This is a genomic window from Streptomyces sp. NPDC007095 (assembly GCF_040634475.1).
Classification (GTDB): Bacteria; Actinomycetota; Actinomycetes; order Streptomycetales; family Streptomycetaceae; genus Streptomyces.
The window spans coordinates 23312-39697 of the sequence record NZ_JBEYFS010000044.1; the positions used below are offsets into that span (position 1 = coordinate 23312).

13 protein-coding genes are annotated in these 16386 nt (G+C 69.5%); 9 read left to right on the forward strand and 4 right to left on the reverse strand.

Annotation, left to right across the window (positions count from 1 at the left end; all coding sequences use genetic code 11):
* Positions 1–27: 27 nt before the first annotated feature.
* Positions 28–2031, forward strand: a complete 2004-nt coding sequence (locus tag ABZ656_RS17350) for an ATP-dependent DNA helicase (RefSeq protein ID WP_360268831.1) — start codon at positions 28–30, stop codon at positions 2029–2031.
* Between the two features lie 829 nt (positions 2032–2860).
* Here ABZ656_RS17350 and lexA read toward each other — a convergent pair.
* Positions 2861–3637 carry a transcriptional repressor LexA gene (gene lexA / locus ABZ656_RS17355; protein WP_054229877.1) on the reverse strand — a complete coding sequence of 259 codons (777 nt, stop codon included), beginning with the start codon at positions 3635–3637 and terminating at the stop codon, positions 2861–2863.
* Positions 3638–4154: 517 nt separating this feature from the next.
* On the opposite strand from lexA, the gene nrdR reads away from it, so the two are divergent.
* Positions 4155–4739, forward strand: coding sequence for a transcriptional regulator NrdR (gene nrdR, locus ABZ656_RS17360; RefSeq protein WP_360268835.1), 585 nt, complete (start codon positions 4155–4157; stop codon positions 4737–4739).
* A gap of 151 nt (positions 4740–4890) precedes the next feature.
* A complete protein-coding gene (locus ABZ656_RS17365; protein WP_101401066.1) occupies positions 4891–7785 on the forward strand; it encodes a vitamin B12-dependent ribonucleotide reductase in 2895 nt (964 codons plus the stop codon).
* Between the two features lie 106 nt (positions 7786–7891).
* On the opposite strand, the gene ABZ656_RS17370 is transcribed toward ABZ656_RS17365, so the two are convergent.
* On the reverse strand, positions 7892–8425 hold the full coding sequence (locus ABZ656_RS17370; protein WP_101401067.1) for a TerD family protein: 534 nt from the start codon (positions 8423–8425) through the stop codon (positions 7892–7894).
* Between the two features lie 155 nt (positions 8426–8580).
* Between ABZ656_RS17370 and ABZ656_RS17375 the strand changes: the two genes are divergently transcribed.
* The 3 genes from ABZ656_RS17375 to ABZ656_RS17385 all read left to right on the forward strand — a co-directional run bounded on the left by ABZ656_RS17375 (position 8581) and on the right by ABZ656_RS17385 (position 10871).
* Positions 8581–9186, forward strand: a complete 606-nt coding sequence (locus tag ABZ656_RS17375; RefSeq protein ID WP_101401068.1) for a YdbC family protein — start codon at positions 8581–8583, stop codon at positions 9184–9186.
* A gap of 106 nt (positions 9187–9292) precedes the next feature.
* Positions 9293–9976, forward strand: a complete 684-nt coding sequence (locus ABZ656_RS17380; protein ID WP_101401069.1) for a histidine phosphatase family protein — start codon at positions 9293–9295, stop codon at positions 9974–9976.
* The gene (locus ABZ656_RS17385; protein WP_101401070.1) at positions 9966–10871 is read left to right on the forward strand and encodes an ADP-ribosylglycohydrolase family protein; all 906 of its coding nucleotides are present in this window, start codon (positions 9966–9968) and stop codon (positions 10869–10871) included. Before ABZ656_RS17380 ends, ABZ656_RS17385 begins: the two co-directional genes overlap by 11 nt.
* Positions 10872–11265: 394 nt before the next feature.
* Here ABZ656_RS17385 and ABZ656_RS17390 read toward each other — a convergent pair whose 3' ends face one another.
* A complete protein-coding gene (locus ABZ656_RS17390; protein WP_180362366.1) occupies positions 11266–12798 on the reverse strand; it encodes an MFS transporter in 1533 nt (510 codons plus the stop codon).
* Between the two features lie 196 nt (positions 12799–12994).
* Between ABZ656_RS17390 and ABZ656_RS17395 the strand changes: the two genes are divergently transcribed.
* The 3 genes from ABZ656_RS17395 (at position 12995) to ABZ656_RS17405 (ending at position 15142) form a co-directional block, all read left to right on the forward strand.
* The gene (locus tag ABZ656_RS17395; RefSeq protein ID WP_360268842.1) at positions 12995–13639 is read left to right on the forward strand and encodes a TetR/AcrR family transcriptional regulator; all 645 of its coding nucleotides are present in this window, start codon (positions 12995–12997) and stop codon (positions 13637–13639) included.
* A gap of 106 nt (positions 13640–13745) precedes the next feature.
* Complete coding sequence (locus tag ABZ656_RS17400; protein WP_054229885.1) at positions 13746–14447, forward strand: ribonuclease HII; 702 nt, start codon at positions 13746–13748, stop codon at positions 14445–14447.
* A gap of 68 nt (positions 14448–14515) precedes the next feature.
* Positions 14516–15142 (forward strand): hypothetical protein, encoded by a 627-nt coding sequence (locus ABZ656_RS17405; RefSeq protein ID WP_101401073.1) that lies wholly within the window; start codon positions 14516–14518, stop codon positions 15140–15142.
* Between the two features lie 479 nt (positions 15143–15621).
* Here ABZ656_RS17405 and ABZ656_RS17410 read toward each other — a convergent pair whose 3' ends face one another.
* The gene (locus ABZ656_RS17410) at positions 15622–16257 is read right to left on the reverse strand and encodes a hypothetical protein (protein WP_101401074.1); all 636 of its coding nucleotides are present in this window, start codon (positions 16255–16257) and stop codon (positions 15622–15624) included.
* Positions 16258–16386: the final 129 nt, after the last annotated feature.

Genomic DNA, 16386 nt, shown 5'->3' on the forward strand with positions numbered 1-16386 from the left:
AGTGGCGCCCCGTAGGCTGGCAACGCTATGACAGAGCCCTCACTCCCCGAACTCCTGCATGCTGCCGTCACCGCCGTCGGCGGTACGGAGCGCCCTGGCCAGGTGACCATGGCCGAAGCTGTTGCGGGTGCCATCGACGACAGCTCCCACCTGCTGGTCCAGGCGGGCACCGGCACCGGAAAGTCGCTCGGCTACCTCGTGCCCGCGCTCGCCCACGGGGAGCGGGTCGTCGTGGCGACCGCCACCCTGGCGCTCCAGCGGCAGCTCGTGGAGCGCGACCTCCCGCGGACCGTCGACGCGCTACACCCGCTGCTGCGCCGCCGCCCGGAGTTCGCGATGCTCAAGGGCCGGTCGAACTACCTGTGTCTGCACCGGCTGCACGAGGGCGTGCCGCAGGACGAGGAGGACGGCCTCTTCGACCAGTTCGAGGCGGCCGCGCCCACCAGCAAGCTGGGCCAGGACCTGCTGCGACTGCGGGACTGGTCGGACGAGACCGAGACCGGCGACCGCGACGACCTCACGCCCGGCGTCTCCGACCGCGCGTGGGCTCAGGTGTCCGTTTCGTCCCGTGAGTGCCTGGGCGCCACCAAATGCGCCTACGGAGCGGAGTGCTTCGCCGAGATGGCCCGCGAGCGTGCCAAGCTCGCCGAGGTCGTCGTCACCAACCACGCGCTGCTCGCGATCGACGCCATCGAGGGCGCGCCGGTCCTCCCGCAGCACGAGGTGCTGATCGTCGACGAGGCCCATGAGCTGGTCTCCCGGGTCACCGGTGTCGCCACCGGCGAGCTGACCCCCGGCCAGGTCAACCGCGCGGTGCGCCGCGCCGCGAAGCTCGTCAACGAGAAGGCGGCCGATCAGCTCCAGACCGCCGCCGAGGGCTTCGAGCGGCTGATGGAGCTCGCGCTTCCGGGCCGCCTGGAGGAGATCCCGGAGGATCTCGGGTACGCGCTGATGGCACTGCGCGACGCCGCTCGTACGGTGATCTCGGCGATCGGCTCCACCCGTGACAAGTCCGTCCAGGACGAGGACTCCGTCCGCAAGCAGGCTCTCGCCTCGGTGGAGTCGGTGCACGACGTGGCGGAGCGGATCACCAACGGCTCCGAGTGGGACGTCGTCTGGTACGAGCGCCACGACCGCTTCGGCGCCTCGCTCCGTGTCGCCCCCATGTCCGTCTCCGGCCTCCTCAGGGAGAAGCTCTTCGCGGACCGCTCCGTCGTCCTGACGTCCGCCACCCTGAAACTGGGCGGCGACTTCAACGGAGTGGGGGCGTCGCTGGGACTCGCCCCGGAGGGCACCGAGGGCGACGACCTCCCGCAGTGGAAGGGCGTCGACGTCGGCTCGCCCTTCGACTACCCCAAGCAGGGGATTCTGTACGTGGCCAAGCACCTGTCCCGCCCCGCGCGCGACGGTGACCGTGCGGACATGCTGGACGAGCTCACCGAGCTGATCCAGGCCGCGGGCGGCCGCACGCTGGGGTTGTTCTCCTCGATGCGGGCCGCCCAGCTCGCGGCGGAGGAACTGCGCTCGCGCATCCCCGAGTACCCCATCCTGCTGCAGGGCGAGGAGACGCTCGGCGAGCTGATCAAGAACTTCGCGGCCGACCCCAGCACCTGCCTCTTCGGCACCCTCTCGCTCTGGCAGGGCGTCGACGTCCCGGGGCCCAGCTGCCAGCTAGTCGTCATGGACAAGATCCCCTTCCCGCGCCCCGACGACCCGCTGATGAGCGCCCGCCAGAAGGCCGTCGAGGAGAACGGCGGCAATGGCTTCATGGCCGTCGCAGCGACCCACGCGGCGCTGCTGATGGCCCAGGGCGCCGGCCGCCTCGTACGGGCCACCGGTGACCGAGGGGTGGTGGCCGTACTGGACCAGCGCCTCGCGACGGCGCGCTACGGCAGCTACCTCAAGGCATCCCTCCCCGACTTCTGGTACACCACGGACCGTAACCAGGTACGCAGGTCGCTCACCGCGATCGACGCGGCGGCCCGGAAGGCCGAGGAGACGGTGGGAGCGGGGGAGACGGAGGAGGCGTAGGTCGCCCCGCGGCAGGCTGAGGGGACCCGCGCATTCGGCCCGAGGAGGGCCTGCCCGGGTGCCCCTACGGGCGGAGTCGCTCCGCCTCGGATGCCCCTCCGGCCAGACAACACCACCCACAGGGCCACACCCGGGCCCCGCGAAGATGCCCCCTGTGGGCACCCCAGGTGTCGTGCGTGCTCTCAGACTCGGGATCTGCGCCCCGGTCCCGCCGTTGACCCTCCCGGGCCGCATATCGCCAGGTGTCCGCGCATGTCACCCAGGGCCGGCGTTATGTCGACCGGCGTCTGCGCATGTTGCCCGGGGCCCGCGTATGCCGTCCGGGGTCTGCGCATGTGGCCAGGCGTGCGTGTCTGCGTGTGTTGTCCGGGGCCCGCGTATGCCGTCCGGGGTCTGCGCATGTGGCCAGGCGTGCGTGTCTGCGTGTGTTGTCCGGGGCCCGCGTATGCCGTCCGGGGTCTGCGCATGTGGCCAGGCGTGCGTGTCTGCGCGTGTTGTCCGGGGCCCGCGTATGCCGTCCGGCGTCTGCGCATGTGGCCAGGCGTGCGCGTCTGCGCGTGTTGCCCGGGGCCCGCGTATGTCGCTCGGCGCCTGCGCATATCGCTCGGCGTCCGCGTATATCTCTCGTGTTCTGTGGGCGATCCTCCCGCCCCCCGGCGAGCAAAACCCCTTCAGGGGCGCGTACTCGTCGGGGCGGACCATCTCTGGACGCCGCGCACGCTGCCCCCGCCCGACCCCCGGAGGGCAACGCACAGGGCCCCGGAACCGGCGCAGGTGGTCCCGGGGCCCGGTCAAGGGCGGGGCGGGGTCTCCCGCCCGGCATGTGCTGTCACACGCGCCGCAGCACCGCCACCACCTTGCCCAGGATGGTCGCCTCGTCGCCGGGAATCGGCTGGTACGCGGCGTTGTGCGGGAGGAGCCACACATGGCCGTCCTCGCGCTTGAACCGCTTCACCGTGGCCTCGCCGTCCAGCATCGCGGCCACGATGTCGCCGTTCTCCGCGACCGGCTGGCGCCGGACCGTCACCCAGTCCCCGTCGCAGATGGCGGCCTCGATCATCGAGTCGCCGACGACCTTCAGGACGAACAGCTCGCCGTCACCGACCAGCTGCCGGGGGAGGGGGAAGACGTCCTCCACCGACTCCTCGGCCAGGATCGGGCCACCGGCGGCGATACGGCCGACGAGTGGGACGTACGACGCGGCAGGCTTGCCCGCCGTGTCCGTGGGCTGCGCCGAGGACTGGTCGGAGCCCCGGACTTCGTACGCCCGCGGGCGGTGCGGATCGCGGCGCAGGAAGCCCTTGCGCTCCAGTGCCATCAGCTGGTGGGCGACCGACGAGGTGCTGGAGAGGCCGACCGCCTGTCCGATCTCCCGCATCGACGGCGGGTAGCCGCGCCGCTGCACGGAGTCCCGGATGACCTCGATCACCCGGCGCTGCCTGTCGGTGAGTCCCGAGCTGTCGGCGCGGATGCCTGGAGGTCGCCCTGGCAGGGAGCGCTTGGGCCCCTCATGATTCGTGGCTTCGTTCATCGCATGCACCGGCTCGAGTCGGCCCTGGGAGCGGTCCTGGGCAGTGATGGTGGCACTGTCTGCGGTGGTGGTCACGTCGGCCCCTCTCGATGGTCTCCCTGCTGGACAACGGTAGTTGCTTTCGAAAGGTTGCGCCAAACACACGTTCGAGTGAAAAATCGCGGATTACCTACCGTGATCACGTGTCTCGGTGTATAGCCAACGCTTCATTCGGCGGACATAAGGGCTCATTGCTGTACTCTTCACCGCCGGGGCGATGACCGTGCCGACAGATGTGGGCCGCGGCCCAGTCTGCCATCCGGCACCCCGTAAGTCGGGTACCGGCCCCCTTCCGCGCGCTGACCACGGTATCCCCGCGTGCCCGGGATCGGTATGACCGCGCGGCACATGCCATTACGTGTGCGACACGCGTGTCCTGGGTGAATTTAGGGGTCGATCCCCACATCTAGTGGTTGGATTGCTGTAGCAGCCCAGAAGTTGTGGTCCCCCGGGTCTTCGAGCCTCCGGTCATCGCCTATGCTTGGGGCTGCTTCGAGGGGCCCGAGAGGTCTCGCGAGGTCTATGAGTCGTGCTGTGAAGGAGGGTTGGAGCCATGCACTGCCCCTTCTGCAGGCACCCCGACAGCCGTGTCGTCGACAGTCGTACGACGGATGACGGCACGTCGATCCGCAGGCGCCGCCAGTGCCCCGACTGCTCCCGTCGTTTCACGACGGTGGAGACGTGCTCGCTGATGGTGGTCAAGCGGTCCGGCGTCACCGAACCCTTCAGTCGTACCAAGGTCATCAACGGCGTGCGCAAGGCGTGCCAGGGGCGGCCGGTCACCGAGGACGCGCTCGCCCAGCTCGGCCAGCGGGTCGAGGAGGCGGTGCGGGCCACCGGGAGCGCCGAGCTGACCACCCATGACGTGGGTCTGGCCATACTCGGCCCGTTGCAGGAACTCGACCTCGTCGCCTATCTGCGATTCGCGTCCGTGTACCGGGCGTTCGACTCGCTCGAGGACTTCGAGGCCGCCATCGTGGAACTCAGGGAAGAGACGAGGCGACGCCCCGCCGCGGACGAGGAAGACGCGGGCGAGGCGGATGCGGACGTGGCAGCCGCGGACGCGGAGCGTCCGGAAAGCGACCGTGGGTCCGGAGGGACCGTCCAGGTCCCCGTGCCCGCCAACGCCGCCGACTGACGGAAGGGCCGACTCGGATCGGCCCCCATCGGTGGCGACCAAAGACCTGTTGCGGGCAGCCGCGTAGCGGCGCGCGCAGCACCAGACACACACCGTGCCATGGGAAGAACGTGGCACTTCAGGGCGTTTTAGCCCGATACAGGGAGGCGGCATGACAGAGACGGCGAGCGGTCCGGCACGAGGTTCCCGCGCCAAGGGCACCAAGGCCAGCAAGGGACTGCGCATCGAGCGCATCCACACCACCCCCGGCGTGCACCCGTACGACGAGGTGGAGTGGGAGCGCCGTGACGTCGTCATGACCAACTGGCGCGACGGCTCGATCAATTTCGAGCAGCGTGGCGTCGAGTTCCCCGGCTTCTGGTCGGTGAACGCGGTCAACATCGTCACCAGCAAGTACTTCCGGGGTGCCGTGGGCACCCCGCAGCGCGAGGTGAGCCTCAGGCAGCTCATCGACCGCATCGTGAAGACGTACCGGAAGGCCGGCGAGGACTACAAGTACTTCGCCTCGCCCGCCGACGCAGAGATCTTCGAGCACGAACTGGCGTACGCCCTCCTGCACCAGATCTTCAGCTTCAACAGCCCGGTCTGGTTCAACGTCGGGACGCCTCAGCCCCAGCAGGTCTCGGCCTGCTTCATCCTTTCCGTCGACGACTCCATGGAGTCGATCCTCGACTGGTACAAGGAAGAGGGCATGATCTTCAAGGGCGGCTCCGGCGCCGGCCTGAACCTCTCCCGTATCCGCTCCTCCAAGGAGCTCCTCTCCTCGGGTGGCAACGCCTCGGGTCCCGTCTCCTTCATGCGTGGTGCCGACGCCTCCGCAGGAACGATCAAGTCGGGTGGCGCCACGCGCCGCGCGGCCAAGATGGTCATCCTCGACGTCGACCACCCCGACATCGAGGACTTCATCGAGACCAAGGTCAAGGAGGAGGAGAAGATCCGCGCCCTCCGTGACGCGGGCTTCGACATGGACCTGGGCGGCGACGACATCACGTCCGTCCAGTACCAGAACGCCAACAACTCGGTCCGTGTGAACGACACGTTCATGAAGGCGGTCGAGGAGGGCGGCAAGTTCGGTCTCACCTCCCGGATGACCGGCGAGGTCATCGAGGAGGTCGACGCCAAGACGCTCTTCCGCAAGATGGCCGAGGCCGCCTGGGCCTGCGCCGACCCGGGCATCCAGTACGACGACACGATCAACCACTGGCACACGTGCCCGGAGTCCGGTCGTATCAACGGCTCGAACCCGTGCAGCGAGTACATGCACCTGGACAACACGTCCTGCAACCTCGCCTCGCTGAACCTGATGAAGTTCCTCAAGGACGACGGCAAGGGCCACCAGTCCTTCGAGGTCGAGCGCTTCGCCAAGGTCGTCGAGCTGGTCATCACCGCGATGGACATCTCCATCTGCTTCGCGGACTTCCCGACCCAGAAGATCGGCGAGAACACCCGCGCCTTCCGTCAGCTGGGCATCGGCTACGCCAACCTGGGCGCCCTCCTGATGGCGACCGGTCACGCGTACGACTCCGACGGCGGTCGCGCCCTCGCCGGTGCCATCACCTCGCTGATGACCGGCACCTCGTACCGGCGTTCCGCCGAGCTCGCCGCGGTCGTCGGCCCGTACGACGGCTACGCCCGCAACGCGCAGCCGCACCAGCGCGTCATGAAGCAGCACTCCGACGCCAACGCCGTGGCCGTCCGTGTGGACGACCTCGACACGCCGATCTGGGCCGCCGCCACGGAGGCCTGGCAGGACGTGCTGCACCTCGGTGAGAAGAACGGCTTCCGAAACGCGCAGGCCTCGGTCATCGCCCCGACCGGCACCATCGGTCTCGCGATGTCCTGCGACACCACCGGCCTCGAGCCCGACCTCGCGCTGGTCAAGTTCAAGAAGCTGGTCGGCGGCGGCTCGATGCAGATCGTCAACGGCACCGTTCCGCAGGCCCTGCGCCGCCTGGGCTACCAGGAGGAGCAGATCGAGGCGATCGTCGCCCACATCGCCGAGAACGGCAATGTCGTCGACGCCCCGAGCCTCAAGCACGAGCACTACGAGGTCTTCGACTGCGCCATGGGCGAGCGCTCCATCTCCGCGATGGGCCACGTCCGCATGATGGCCGCGATCCAGCCCTGGATCTCCGGCGCGCTTTCCAAGACGGTCAACCTGCCGGAGACGGCGACCGTCGAGGACGTCGAAGAGGTCTACTTCGAGGCGTGGAAGATGGGCGTCAAGGCGCTCGCGATCTACCGCGACAACTGCAAGGTCGGCCAGCCCCTCTCCGCCAAGACCAAGGAGAAGGAGAAGGCCGAGGTCACCGCCAAGGCCGAGGCGACCATCCGCGAGACGGTCCAGAAGGTCGTCGAGTACCGCCCGGTCCGCAAGCGCCTTCCCAAGGGCCGTCCCGGCATCACCACCTCCTTCACGGTGGGCGGCGCCGAGGGCTATATGACCGCCAACTCCTACCCGGACGACGGTCTCGGCGAGGTCTTCCTGAAGATGTCGAAGCAGGGCTCCACCCTCGCGGGCATGATGGACGCCTTCTCGATCGCGGTCTCCGTGGGTCTGCAGTACGGCGTGCCCCTGGAGACGTACGTCTCGAAGTTCACGAACATGCGCTTCGAGCCGGCCGGCATGACGGACGACCCGGACGTGCGGATGGCGCAGTCGATCGTCGACTACATCTTCCGTCGCCTGGCGCTGGACTTCCTGCCCTTCGAGACGCGCTCCGCGCTCGGCATCCACTCCGCCGAGGAGCGTCAGCGTCACCTGGAGACCGGTTCGTACGAGCCGTCCGACGACGAGGTCGACGTCGAGGGTCTGGCCCAGTCCGCGCCCCGCGCGCAGGAGCTGAAGGCCGTCGCCACCCCGAAGGCCGAGGTCGAGGTGGCGAAGCCCGCCCCGAAGCAGGCCCACACCAGTGCCGAACTGGTGGAGATGCAACTGGGCATCCAGGCGGACGCCCCCCTGTGCTTCTCCTGCGGTACGAAGATGCAGCGGGCCGGTTCCTGCTACATCTGCGAGGGCTGCGGCTCGACCAGCGGTTGCAGCTGACCTGAAGCCCTGAAGGGCGGCACGACCACCGGTCGTGCCGCCCTTCGGCGTTTTCTCGCTCCTACGGGGAAGGCTGTTTCAGACGTGTCCTACGGAGAGGGCTGTTTCAGGCGTCGTGGCGCGTGCCCATGACGCGCGGGAACTCCGCCGGGTCGGTGTCGTAGCCGTGGATCCCCGGTAGGAAGGTCCACTCTCCGGAGGCGTCGCGTACGAACTCGCCGACGGTCGCGGCAGTCGCCCCCAGGACGCCGCCGAAGTTGTCCTCCGCCAGCACGGTGTAGCCCTCCCGCATGCGCAGGCCCGGGTTGAGGACGCCCACGAACGACTTGTGGCCGGAACGCTGCTGGATGAGTACGCCCACCACCACACGCGTGTAGCCGCTGTTGAGGCGGTCGAGTTCCAGCGTCATGACCTCGTCCCAGCCGAAGCCCTTGCCGTCCTTGCTGTCCCGGTTCAGGTAGATGGTGCCGTCCGGGGAGCGGCTGTCGAAGTGCACCACATAGGCGGGACTTCCGTACGGATCGGCGGCCACGTACGTCGCCGCGATGATGTCGAGGTCGGTCGCGGGCTCACCTACGGGACTCGGGTCCCATTTCACAGCGAGCTCGACCTTGCGGATGCCCTTGTTGAGACCGGTCATCGGATCTCCCCCTCCCCGTCCCCATCTTCTTCAGCCCCCAACTGCTCTGTTGTCAAGGCCTGTTGTCCATCGTGCCACGCGCGCGGGGGCGCTCGCGCGGGTGCACTCTGCCGGAGCGTGACCGGCGCCACGCTCCGTGGCCTTACGATGGCGCGGTGCTGGTCAAGTGGATTCGCTGCACCGTGGTGGACCGCCGCGGTTTCGAGCGGGGGCAGCGAAAGTGGGCGGGGCTGCTGGGTGAGCCGGGATTCCGGGGGCAGGGCGGGGGCTGGAGCCGGGGGCGGCCCGGAGTGGCGCACATCTTCGCCTTCTGGGAGAGCCGTGCCTTCTACGACTCCTTCATGGCCCGATCGCACGACCGGCTCGCGGCTGCCCAGTCGGGGACCTTCAAGGAGTCGCAGGCCAAACTCTTCGATCACCGGTTCGATGTGAAGACCGGCTTCGAGCCGCGCTTCACGGACACCGACCTGTTGCGGGTGGCCCACTGCCGCATCCACGAGGAACGGGCCGAACACTTCGCGCTGATGCAGGAGAAGGTCTGGAATCCCGCGATGGCGGGCTCGCCCGGCATGGTGCGGGGCCTGTTCGGTGAGGCCCCGGGCCATGAGTTCCTGATCCTGTCCATGTGGCAGTCGGCCGCCGAACACGGTAAATACCGGGCCGAGCGCGTGGAACGGCTCGCGCTGCGTGCCCAGACGGAGGCCGATGTCGCGGCCCTGACCGGCGACATAGTGGCGCTGGAGCCCTCGTGGACGGTCTGACCGGAGTGCCGTCCGCGGGTGTGATCTGCGCGGAGAACATGTGACCTACGCCGTATGGAGCCCGTAGGAGTGCTCGATCGGCCGTCAGCCGTTTTAGGGTCTTGGCATGGTTCGACCACGGCGTATCGTCCTTGTCCGGCACGGCGAGTCAGCGGGCAACGCCGATGACACCGTTTATGAACGCGAGCCCGACCACGCTCTGGCGCTCACCGAGAAGGGGTGGCAGCAGGCGGAGGAGACGGGAAAACGGTTGCGGGAGGTCTTCGGGCGAGAGCGCGTAAGCGTTTACGTCTCTCCCTATCGCCGTACCCACGAGACGCTCCGCGCCTTCCACCTGGATCCCGGGCTCATACGGGTGCGCGAGGAGCCGCGGCTGCGCGAGCAGGACTGGGGCAACTGGCAGGACCGCGACGACGTACGCCTCCAGAAGGCCTACCGGGACGCGTACGGGCACTTCTTCTACCGCTTCGCGCAGGGCGAGTCCGGCGCTGACGTCTACGACCGGGTCGGCGGCTTCCTGGAGAGTCTCTACCGGAGCTTCGAGGCCCCCGACCACCCGACGAACGTGCTCCTGGTGACCCACGGTCTTGCCATGCGCCTGTTCTGCATGCGCTGGTTCCACTGGACGGTCGCGGAGTTCGAATCGCTGTCGAATCCGGGGAACGCCGAGATGCGGATGCTCGTCCTCGGTGACGACGGGAGGTACACGCTTGACCGTCCGTTCGAACGCTGGTGTGAACCCGAGTCGTACGGGGACGCAGGGATAGAGTGGCAGGGCGATGACCTCTGATTCCTCTCCCGGCGGACGCCTGGACCGCGCCCTGGCCAGCCTGCGTGGACTCGCGGTGGGGGACGCGCTGGGCTCGCGGTTCTTCGTGCCTGTGAACTATCCGCTGCTCAAGCGACGCGAGCTGCCGTCCGGCCCCTGGCAGTGGACGGACGACACCGAAATGGCCTCCTCCGTAGTGGCCGTTCTGGCCCGGCACCGCCGCATCGACCAGGACGCGCTGGCCGGCTCCTTCGCCGAGCACCACGACGTCGACCGGGGTTATGGCCCCGCGGTCAACCGGCTGCTGCGGCAGATCCAGGAGGGGGGCGACTGGCGGGAGCTGGCATCCGCCCTCTTCAAGGGACAGGGCTCGTGGGGCAACGGCGCCGCGATGCGGATCGCCCCCCTGGGGGCCTGGTACGCGGACGACCCGGAGCAGGCGGTCCACCAGGCGGAGATCTCGGCATACACCACCCACCAGCACCGCGAGGCCGTCGTGGGCGCCATGGCCGTCGCCGCGGCCGCCGCCCTGGCGGCCGACCCGGCGAGCCCGCCGAGTGCCGAGGCGCTGCTCGACGGCGTCGTCGCGCTCGTCCCGCGCAGCGCTGTCGGAGCCGGACTGCGGCGCGCTCGCGACATGCTCGACTACGGGGACACCGCGACGGTCGCCGCCGTACTGGGCTGTGGGCGGCGTACGACGGCGCACGACACGGTGCCGTTCGCACTCTGGTCCGCGGCCCGGGCCCTGGGTGACTACGAAGAGGGCTTCTGGTCGACCGCCCAGGTGGGCGGCGACATGGACACGACCTGCGCCATCGTCGGCGGTGTGATCGCCGCGGGCAAGGCGGGGGCGCCGCCGGGGGAGTGGGTGGAGCGGACGGAGAGCCTGCCGGGTTGGGTGCGGGCGGGGGCTTAGGCCGCCGGGACGGTTCGGCGACGCCGGGGAGTCCCCGCGGAACGCGGTGCTCCGGCAGGGGCCGGGTGGGCCTCGCGCGGCACGGGTACGCGGCTCCGGGCGTCCGGCGGCTCGTGGGGTAGCGCGCCGCACAGGGTTGGACGTCGGCGCTGTACAGCAGTGGCCTGCCGGGCCGCCCGCGATGCCGTACCCCGGCCTGACGGCCCTTCCTCGCCGCCGTACGGCTGGCCGCGAGGCCCGGACACCGGGTGCCGTACGTCCTCAAGGCCCGCCCCGGTGCCGTACAGCTGCCTGCAAGGCTGGCCCAGGCGTGCCGTCCCGCTGCGCACGACCGGACCGCGGTCCGAGCTGTCTGTTGCCCGGACCGGGGCCCGGCGCCTCCGCAGCCCCCGCCTCAGCCTCCGGCGGGCCCCGCCGTGCCCGCGAGGGCCTCCAGGTCGCTCTTGCGGACCCGGATCACGAGTGCGGCCGTGGCCAGGGCCAGTACCGCCATCGCGACGGCCGGGACGAAGGCGGTCGAGATGCCCTGGGCGAGCACGTCGTGGCCCCAGGGAGCGGGCAGCTGGTGGGTCTTGGCGAACTCCGCCTTCTGCTCGGGCGAGGCGTTCGCCAGGAACTTCGGCAGCTGCTTCTCCGCCTCGTCCCGGCTGGCCGAGCCGAAGACCGTGGTCAGGATGGACAGACCGAGTGAACCGCCCACCTGCTGGGTGACGTTGAGGAGTCCGGACGCGGCGCCCGCTTCGTGCTGGGCGACGCCGGAGACCGCGGTCAGGGTCAGTGTCACGAAGTTCAGGCCCATACCGAAGGCGAAGAGCAGCATCGGGCCGAGCACCCCGCCGACGTACGTGCTGTCGGGGCTCATGAAGGTCAGCCAGCCGAGCCCGAGCGCGACGAGGGCGGAGCCGACGACCATGAACGGCTTGGGCCCGAGGACCGGCAGGAACCGCTGCGACAGCCCCGCTCCGATGCCGATCGCCGCCGTCACGGGCAGGAACGCCAGACCGGCCTGGATCGGGCTGTAGCCCAGTACGTTCTGCACGAACAGGACGATGAAGAAGAACATCCCGAACATCGCCGCGGCCAGACTGAGCATGATCACGTATGTGCCGGAGCGGTTGCGGTCGCCGAACATCTTCAGCGGGGTGATCGGTTCCTTCGCCCGGGTCTCGATGAACGCGAAGCCCAGCAACAGGACGAGCGCCGTGGCGAAGGACCCGATCGTGAGGCTGTCGCGCCAGCCCTCCTCCGAGGCGCGGATGAACCCGTACACCAGGGAGGCCATACCGGCCGTCGAGGTGAGCGCGCCCGCGACGTCGAAGCGCCCCGGATGGCGCTCGGACTCGTTGATGTACATCGGGGCGAGCACGGTGATCAGCACACCGATGGGCACGTTCACGAAGAGCACCCAGCGCCAGTCGAGCCACTCGGTGAGCATGCCGCCCGCAAGGAGCCCGATGGCGCCGCCACCCGCGGAGACCGCGGCGAAGACGGCGAAGGCCCGGTTCCGTGCCGGGCCCTCGGGAAAGGTGGTGGTGATGAGTGCCAGCGCGGTGGGCGACGCTATCGCGCCACCCACGCCCTGGAGGGCCCGCGCGGCCAGCAACTGCCAGGGTTCCTGGGCGAGTCCACCGAGCAGCGAGGCGAGCGTGAACAGCATGATGCCGGTCATGAAGACCCGGCGGCGGCCGAGGATGTCACCCGCGCGGCCGCCGAGCAGGAGCAGGCCACCGAAGGTGAGGGTGTACGCGCTGATCACCCAGGTCAGGTCCGTCGTGCTGAATTTGAGCGCGTCTTGAATGTGCGGGAGGGCGATGTTCACAATCGTCGAGTCGAGTACCACCATGAGTTGGCAGGCCGCGATGACGGCGAGTGCGATGCCGGGATGCCCCTCCCGGCGAGCCGCTCCTGGCCTTGATTCCCGGATCAACTGAGAGGTTTGAGAGGTTGTCACTATGGGTCCCCCATAAGTGCGTTAGTGAACGCTCGCGTTCACTGTTGCGTCAACGGTAGTGAGTCCCCGACAGTGAACGCAAGCGTTCACTGAAGTCGCCGCCGCGTGTCGCCACTTGACCGCTCGCCCTCCCCGAACTCCCCGCTCCCCCATGCACAACGGAGAGACTCAGATGGTTACTTCGCGTTGGACGGCCGCTCCCGCTCAGGCGGCCTCCCTGCGCCGACGCGGTGCCGTGCTCGAACGCGCGATCCTCGACGCCGCGCTCGAGCAGCTCAGCACGGTCGGCTGGAACGGCCTCACGATGGAGGGCGTCGCCGCCCGGGCCCAGACCGGCAAGGCCGCGGTCTACCGCCGCTGGCCGTCCAAGGAGGACCTCGTCGCGGACGCGCTGAAGGCCGGACTGCCGAGCCTGACGGAGGCCCCCGACCTCGGAAGCGTCCGGGACGATCTGCTGGAACTGTGCCGACAGGTACGTGAGGCGATGTACTCGCAGCCCGGATTCGCACTGCGCTCAGTGCTTCACGAATGTGATGTGGCGCAGGCGGAACGCTTTCAGAGTCTGATCACCGGAGGGGTCGTCGAGCCGACCAAGCATCTGCTGCGAGACATCGTTCACCGAGGAATCGAGCGGGAAGAGGTCCGACCGGACGCCGCGAACTCCTACGTCTTCGACGTCATTCCGGCGATGATGATGTATCGCTCAAAGGTGTGCGCGAGCGAATGGAGTGAACGGGATCTGGAGGAGATGATCGATCAGCTGATGGTCCCGCTGCTGCGACGGGCGGGGGCTGATCCGCGGGCGGCCGGGGCCTGAATCCGTGGATCGCCGGGTGACTGGTTCGTGTCGGTACCGGGGCTGTGGTCGCTCAGGGAAACCTGGGTGTCGCGAGGGGTTCGGGGCGGCGTAGGCTGAGGGCGCCATGCCGTACGAACCACCTACTCACACCGTCGAGCGCTCCCTCCGCGCCACGACCGGAGCGAAGATCATTGCCGGTGTCGACGAGGTGGGCCGTGGTGCGTGGGCCGGCCCGGTCACCGTCTGCGCCGCCGTCACGGGACTGCGCCGTCCGCCCGAGGGCCTCACCGACTCCAAACTCCTCACCGTCAAGCGCCGTACCGTGATGGCCGCGGAGCTGGAGAAATGGGTGACGTCGTACGCCCTGGGGCATGCCTCCCCCGAGGAGATCGACGACCTGGGGATGACGGCCGCGCTGCGCCTGGCCGCAGTGCGGGCCCTGGAGGCCTTGCCCGTCCGCCCCGACGCGGTCATCCTCGATGGGAAGCACGACTACCTCGGGTCGCCGTGGCGGGTTCGCACGGTGATCAAGGGTGACCAGTCCTGCGTGGCCGTCGCGGCGGCCTCGGTGATCGCCAAGGTTCAGCGCGACAAAATGATGGCCGAACTGGGTGTCGACCATGCAGACTTCGGTTTTGCGGCCAACGCCGGGTATCCGTCTCCGGTGCACAAGGCCGCACTGGAGGAACGGGGCCCCACTCCGTACCACCGGCTGTCATGGGCGTATCTTGATGCGCTGCCCCAGTGGCGGCACCTCAAGAAGGTCCGCAGCTGGGCGGACGGAAGCGGTCCGGAGATCGAAGGTCAGCTCGGCTTCGATTTCTGACGGTTCCGCTCGCACTCATGTGCCACCCGCCGACGCGAGTCGCACCGGCGTTTGATAAATATCAGCTCATGCCTCTCATTCCCGAGGAGCCTCAGATTCACGAGAGTGCCCAGGGTCCCCGCGCGACTCCGGCCAGTGGCCGCACCGCGCCGACCCCCCGTCCCGTACCCGGTCCCCGTCCCGCGGCTCCGCCGCGTCCCGGACGTCCGGGACCTGTCCGGCCGATGCCGGCCCAACGCACCCCGCGTGAGCCGGTCGTGGCCACGCCGGGGTCATCCGCCCCGGCGGCCGCGCCCGCTGCCGCCACCCCACAGATCCAGCTGATCCCGGCCTCGGCCGAGGGCGCGCTGGACGCCGCCGAAGAAGCGGTCGACCTGCTGTTGGAGTCGGGCCGAGCCCCCGGTGAGGTGCTGGTGATCACCACCGGTGAACCGCACCCGTGGGCCGCGCACGAACTCTCCTTCGGCGAAGCCGCCTACTGGGCGCAGCACGACGCGGGCGACGACGTCTTCTACGCCGACGCCTCCGTCGTGGGCCGGGCCGCGTCCCGTCCCGTGGTCGTGGTCGCCGTCAACGGCGGTCCCGACGCTGCCGCCGCCACCGCCCTGCCCCTGGCCCTCGGCCGGGCCGGCGCCCTGCTGATCGTCTGCGGCGACCCGCAGCAGATCAACTCGGTGCTGGGCGCCGGAGTCTGAACGAATCCCGGACACCGTCCGGGATTCGCTCGGGCAACGGTCGGGGTGATGTCTCGGGCGTGATGGTGGTGCCACCACGGCACCACCTGTACGGCGGTCGTTTCGCCGTGCCTGGAGCTTGTGTGCCCGAGGACCGCGCGCGCATGTAGTGCGTGTGCACGGAGTCCGTGTGCCTGCAGTCCTGCGGACGGCCACCAGGCCGTCCGGCGATGGCGTACACCGAAGAGACACCCCGCCCACGGAGACGCCCACCGCCGTCACCGTGGCCTCGGCAAGCAAGCAGTCACTACGGGCGTTCCGGAGGGGCGCGTACACCGCTGGATCGGGCGCGAGCGCTACGGCACTGCCCCCGCTCCGTCCCTGCGCCGCGGGGGCCACCGGGGCGCCGGCGGACGCGCCCGGGCGGGGACGAGTGCCCCACAGTGGCCCTCAAGGCGGGTCGGCTGGGCGGGCGCCGACGCCGCACGGCCGCGGCAGACTCAGCGGGCGGCCGCCCGGCGCAGCACCTCCGACGCGACGCCCCCGGTACGTGGGAGGGGCGGTGGTGCCTCGGTCAGGGCGAAGGACTCAGGCGGGGAGTCCGCGCTCGGACGGCGTCCGCCACGGCCCTCGCCGAGTACCTGCCAGCCGTCGTGCGTCAGTGTGATGTACGCCCCGCAGCGCAGCCCGTGGAGGGTACAGGCGTCCCGCAGCCCCCACATCCACGCCCCGTCCTCCTCGGTCCAACGTGCGTCGCCCTCGCGGCAGTAGAGCAGCACCGCCGTGCGTACCGGGGTGCGGCGCCGCAGGTCGTGCGGGATCACCCGGCGCAGCTGCGCCAGCAGGGAGTTGCGGAACATCCAGCCGTCGGCCGGAGCCGACCGCCGGGTGAACGAGGCGCTCGCCCGCAGCCGCTCGTCCGCGTCGAGGACGGCCACGATGGCGGTCGTGGGTCTCGGCCGGTGCCGTGCGTGCAATCCGCTGACGACCTCCCGGGGATTGCGCAGCAGCGGAATCCCCGCAGCGGCCCATTCGGCGGGTTCGAGCATACGGGTCAGTGGGTTGGCGGAAGCGGCAGACAGATCGGCAGACGTCGACATGGATGCCGCCGAGGACGGAGCGAATCCGAAGGTCACGGTCCTCCCTTCGGCTACGCGCCCACACAGCGGGCGGGGTCGGACTTGGGGGAGCGCACGCCGCAGCAGAGCCCTACCGGATCACGGGCGAGCCGTACGGGGAGCGGACCTCAATTCTTCCTGTCGAAC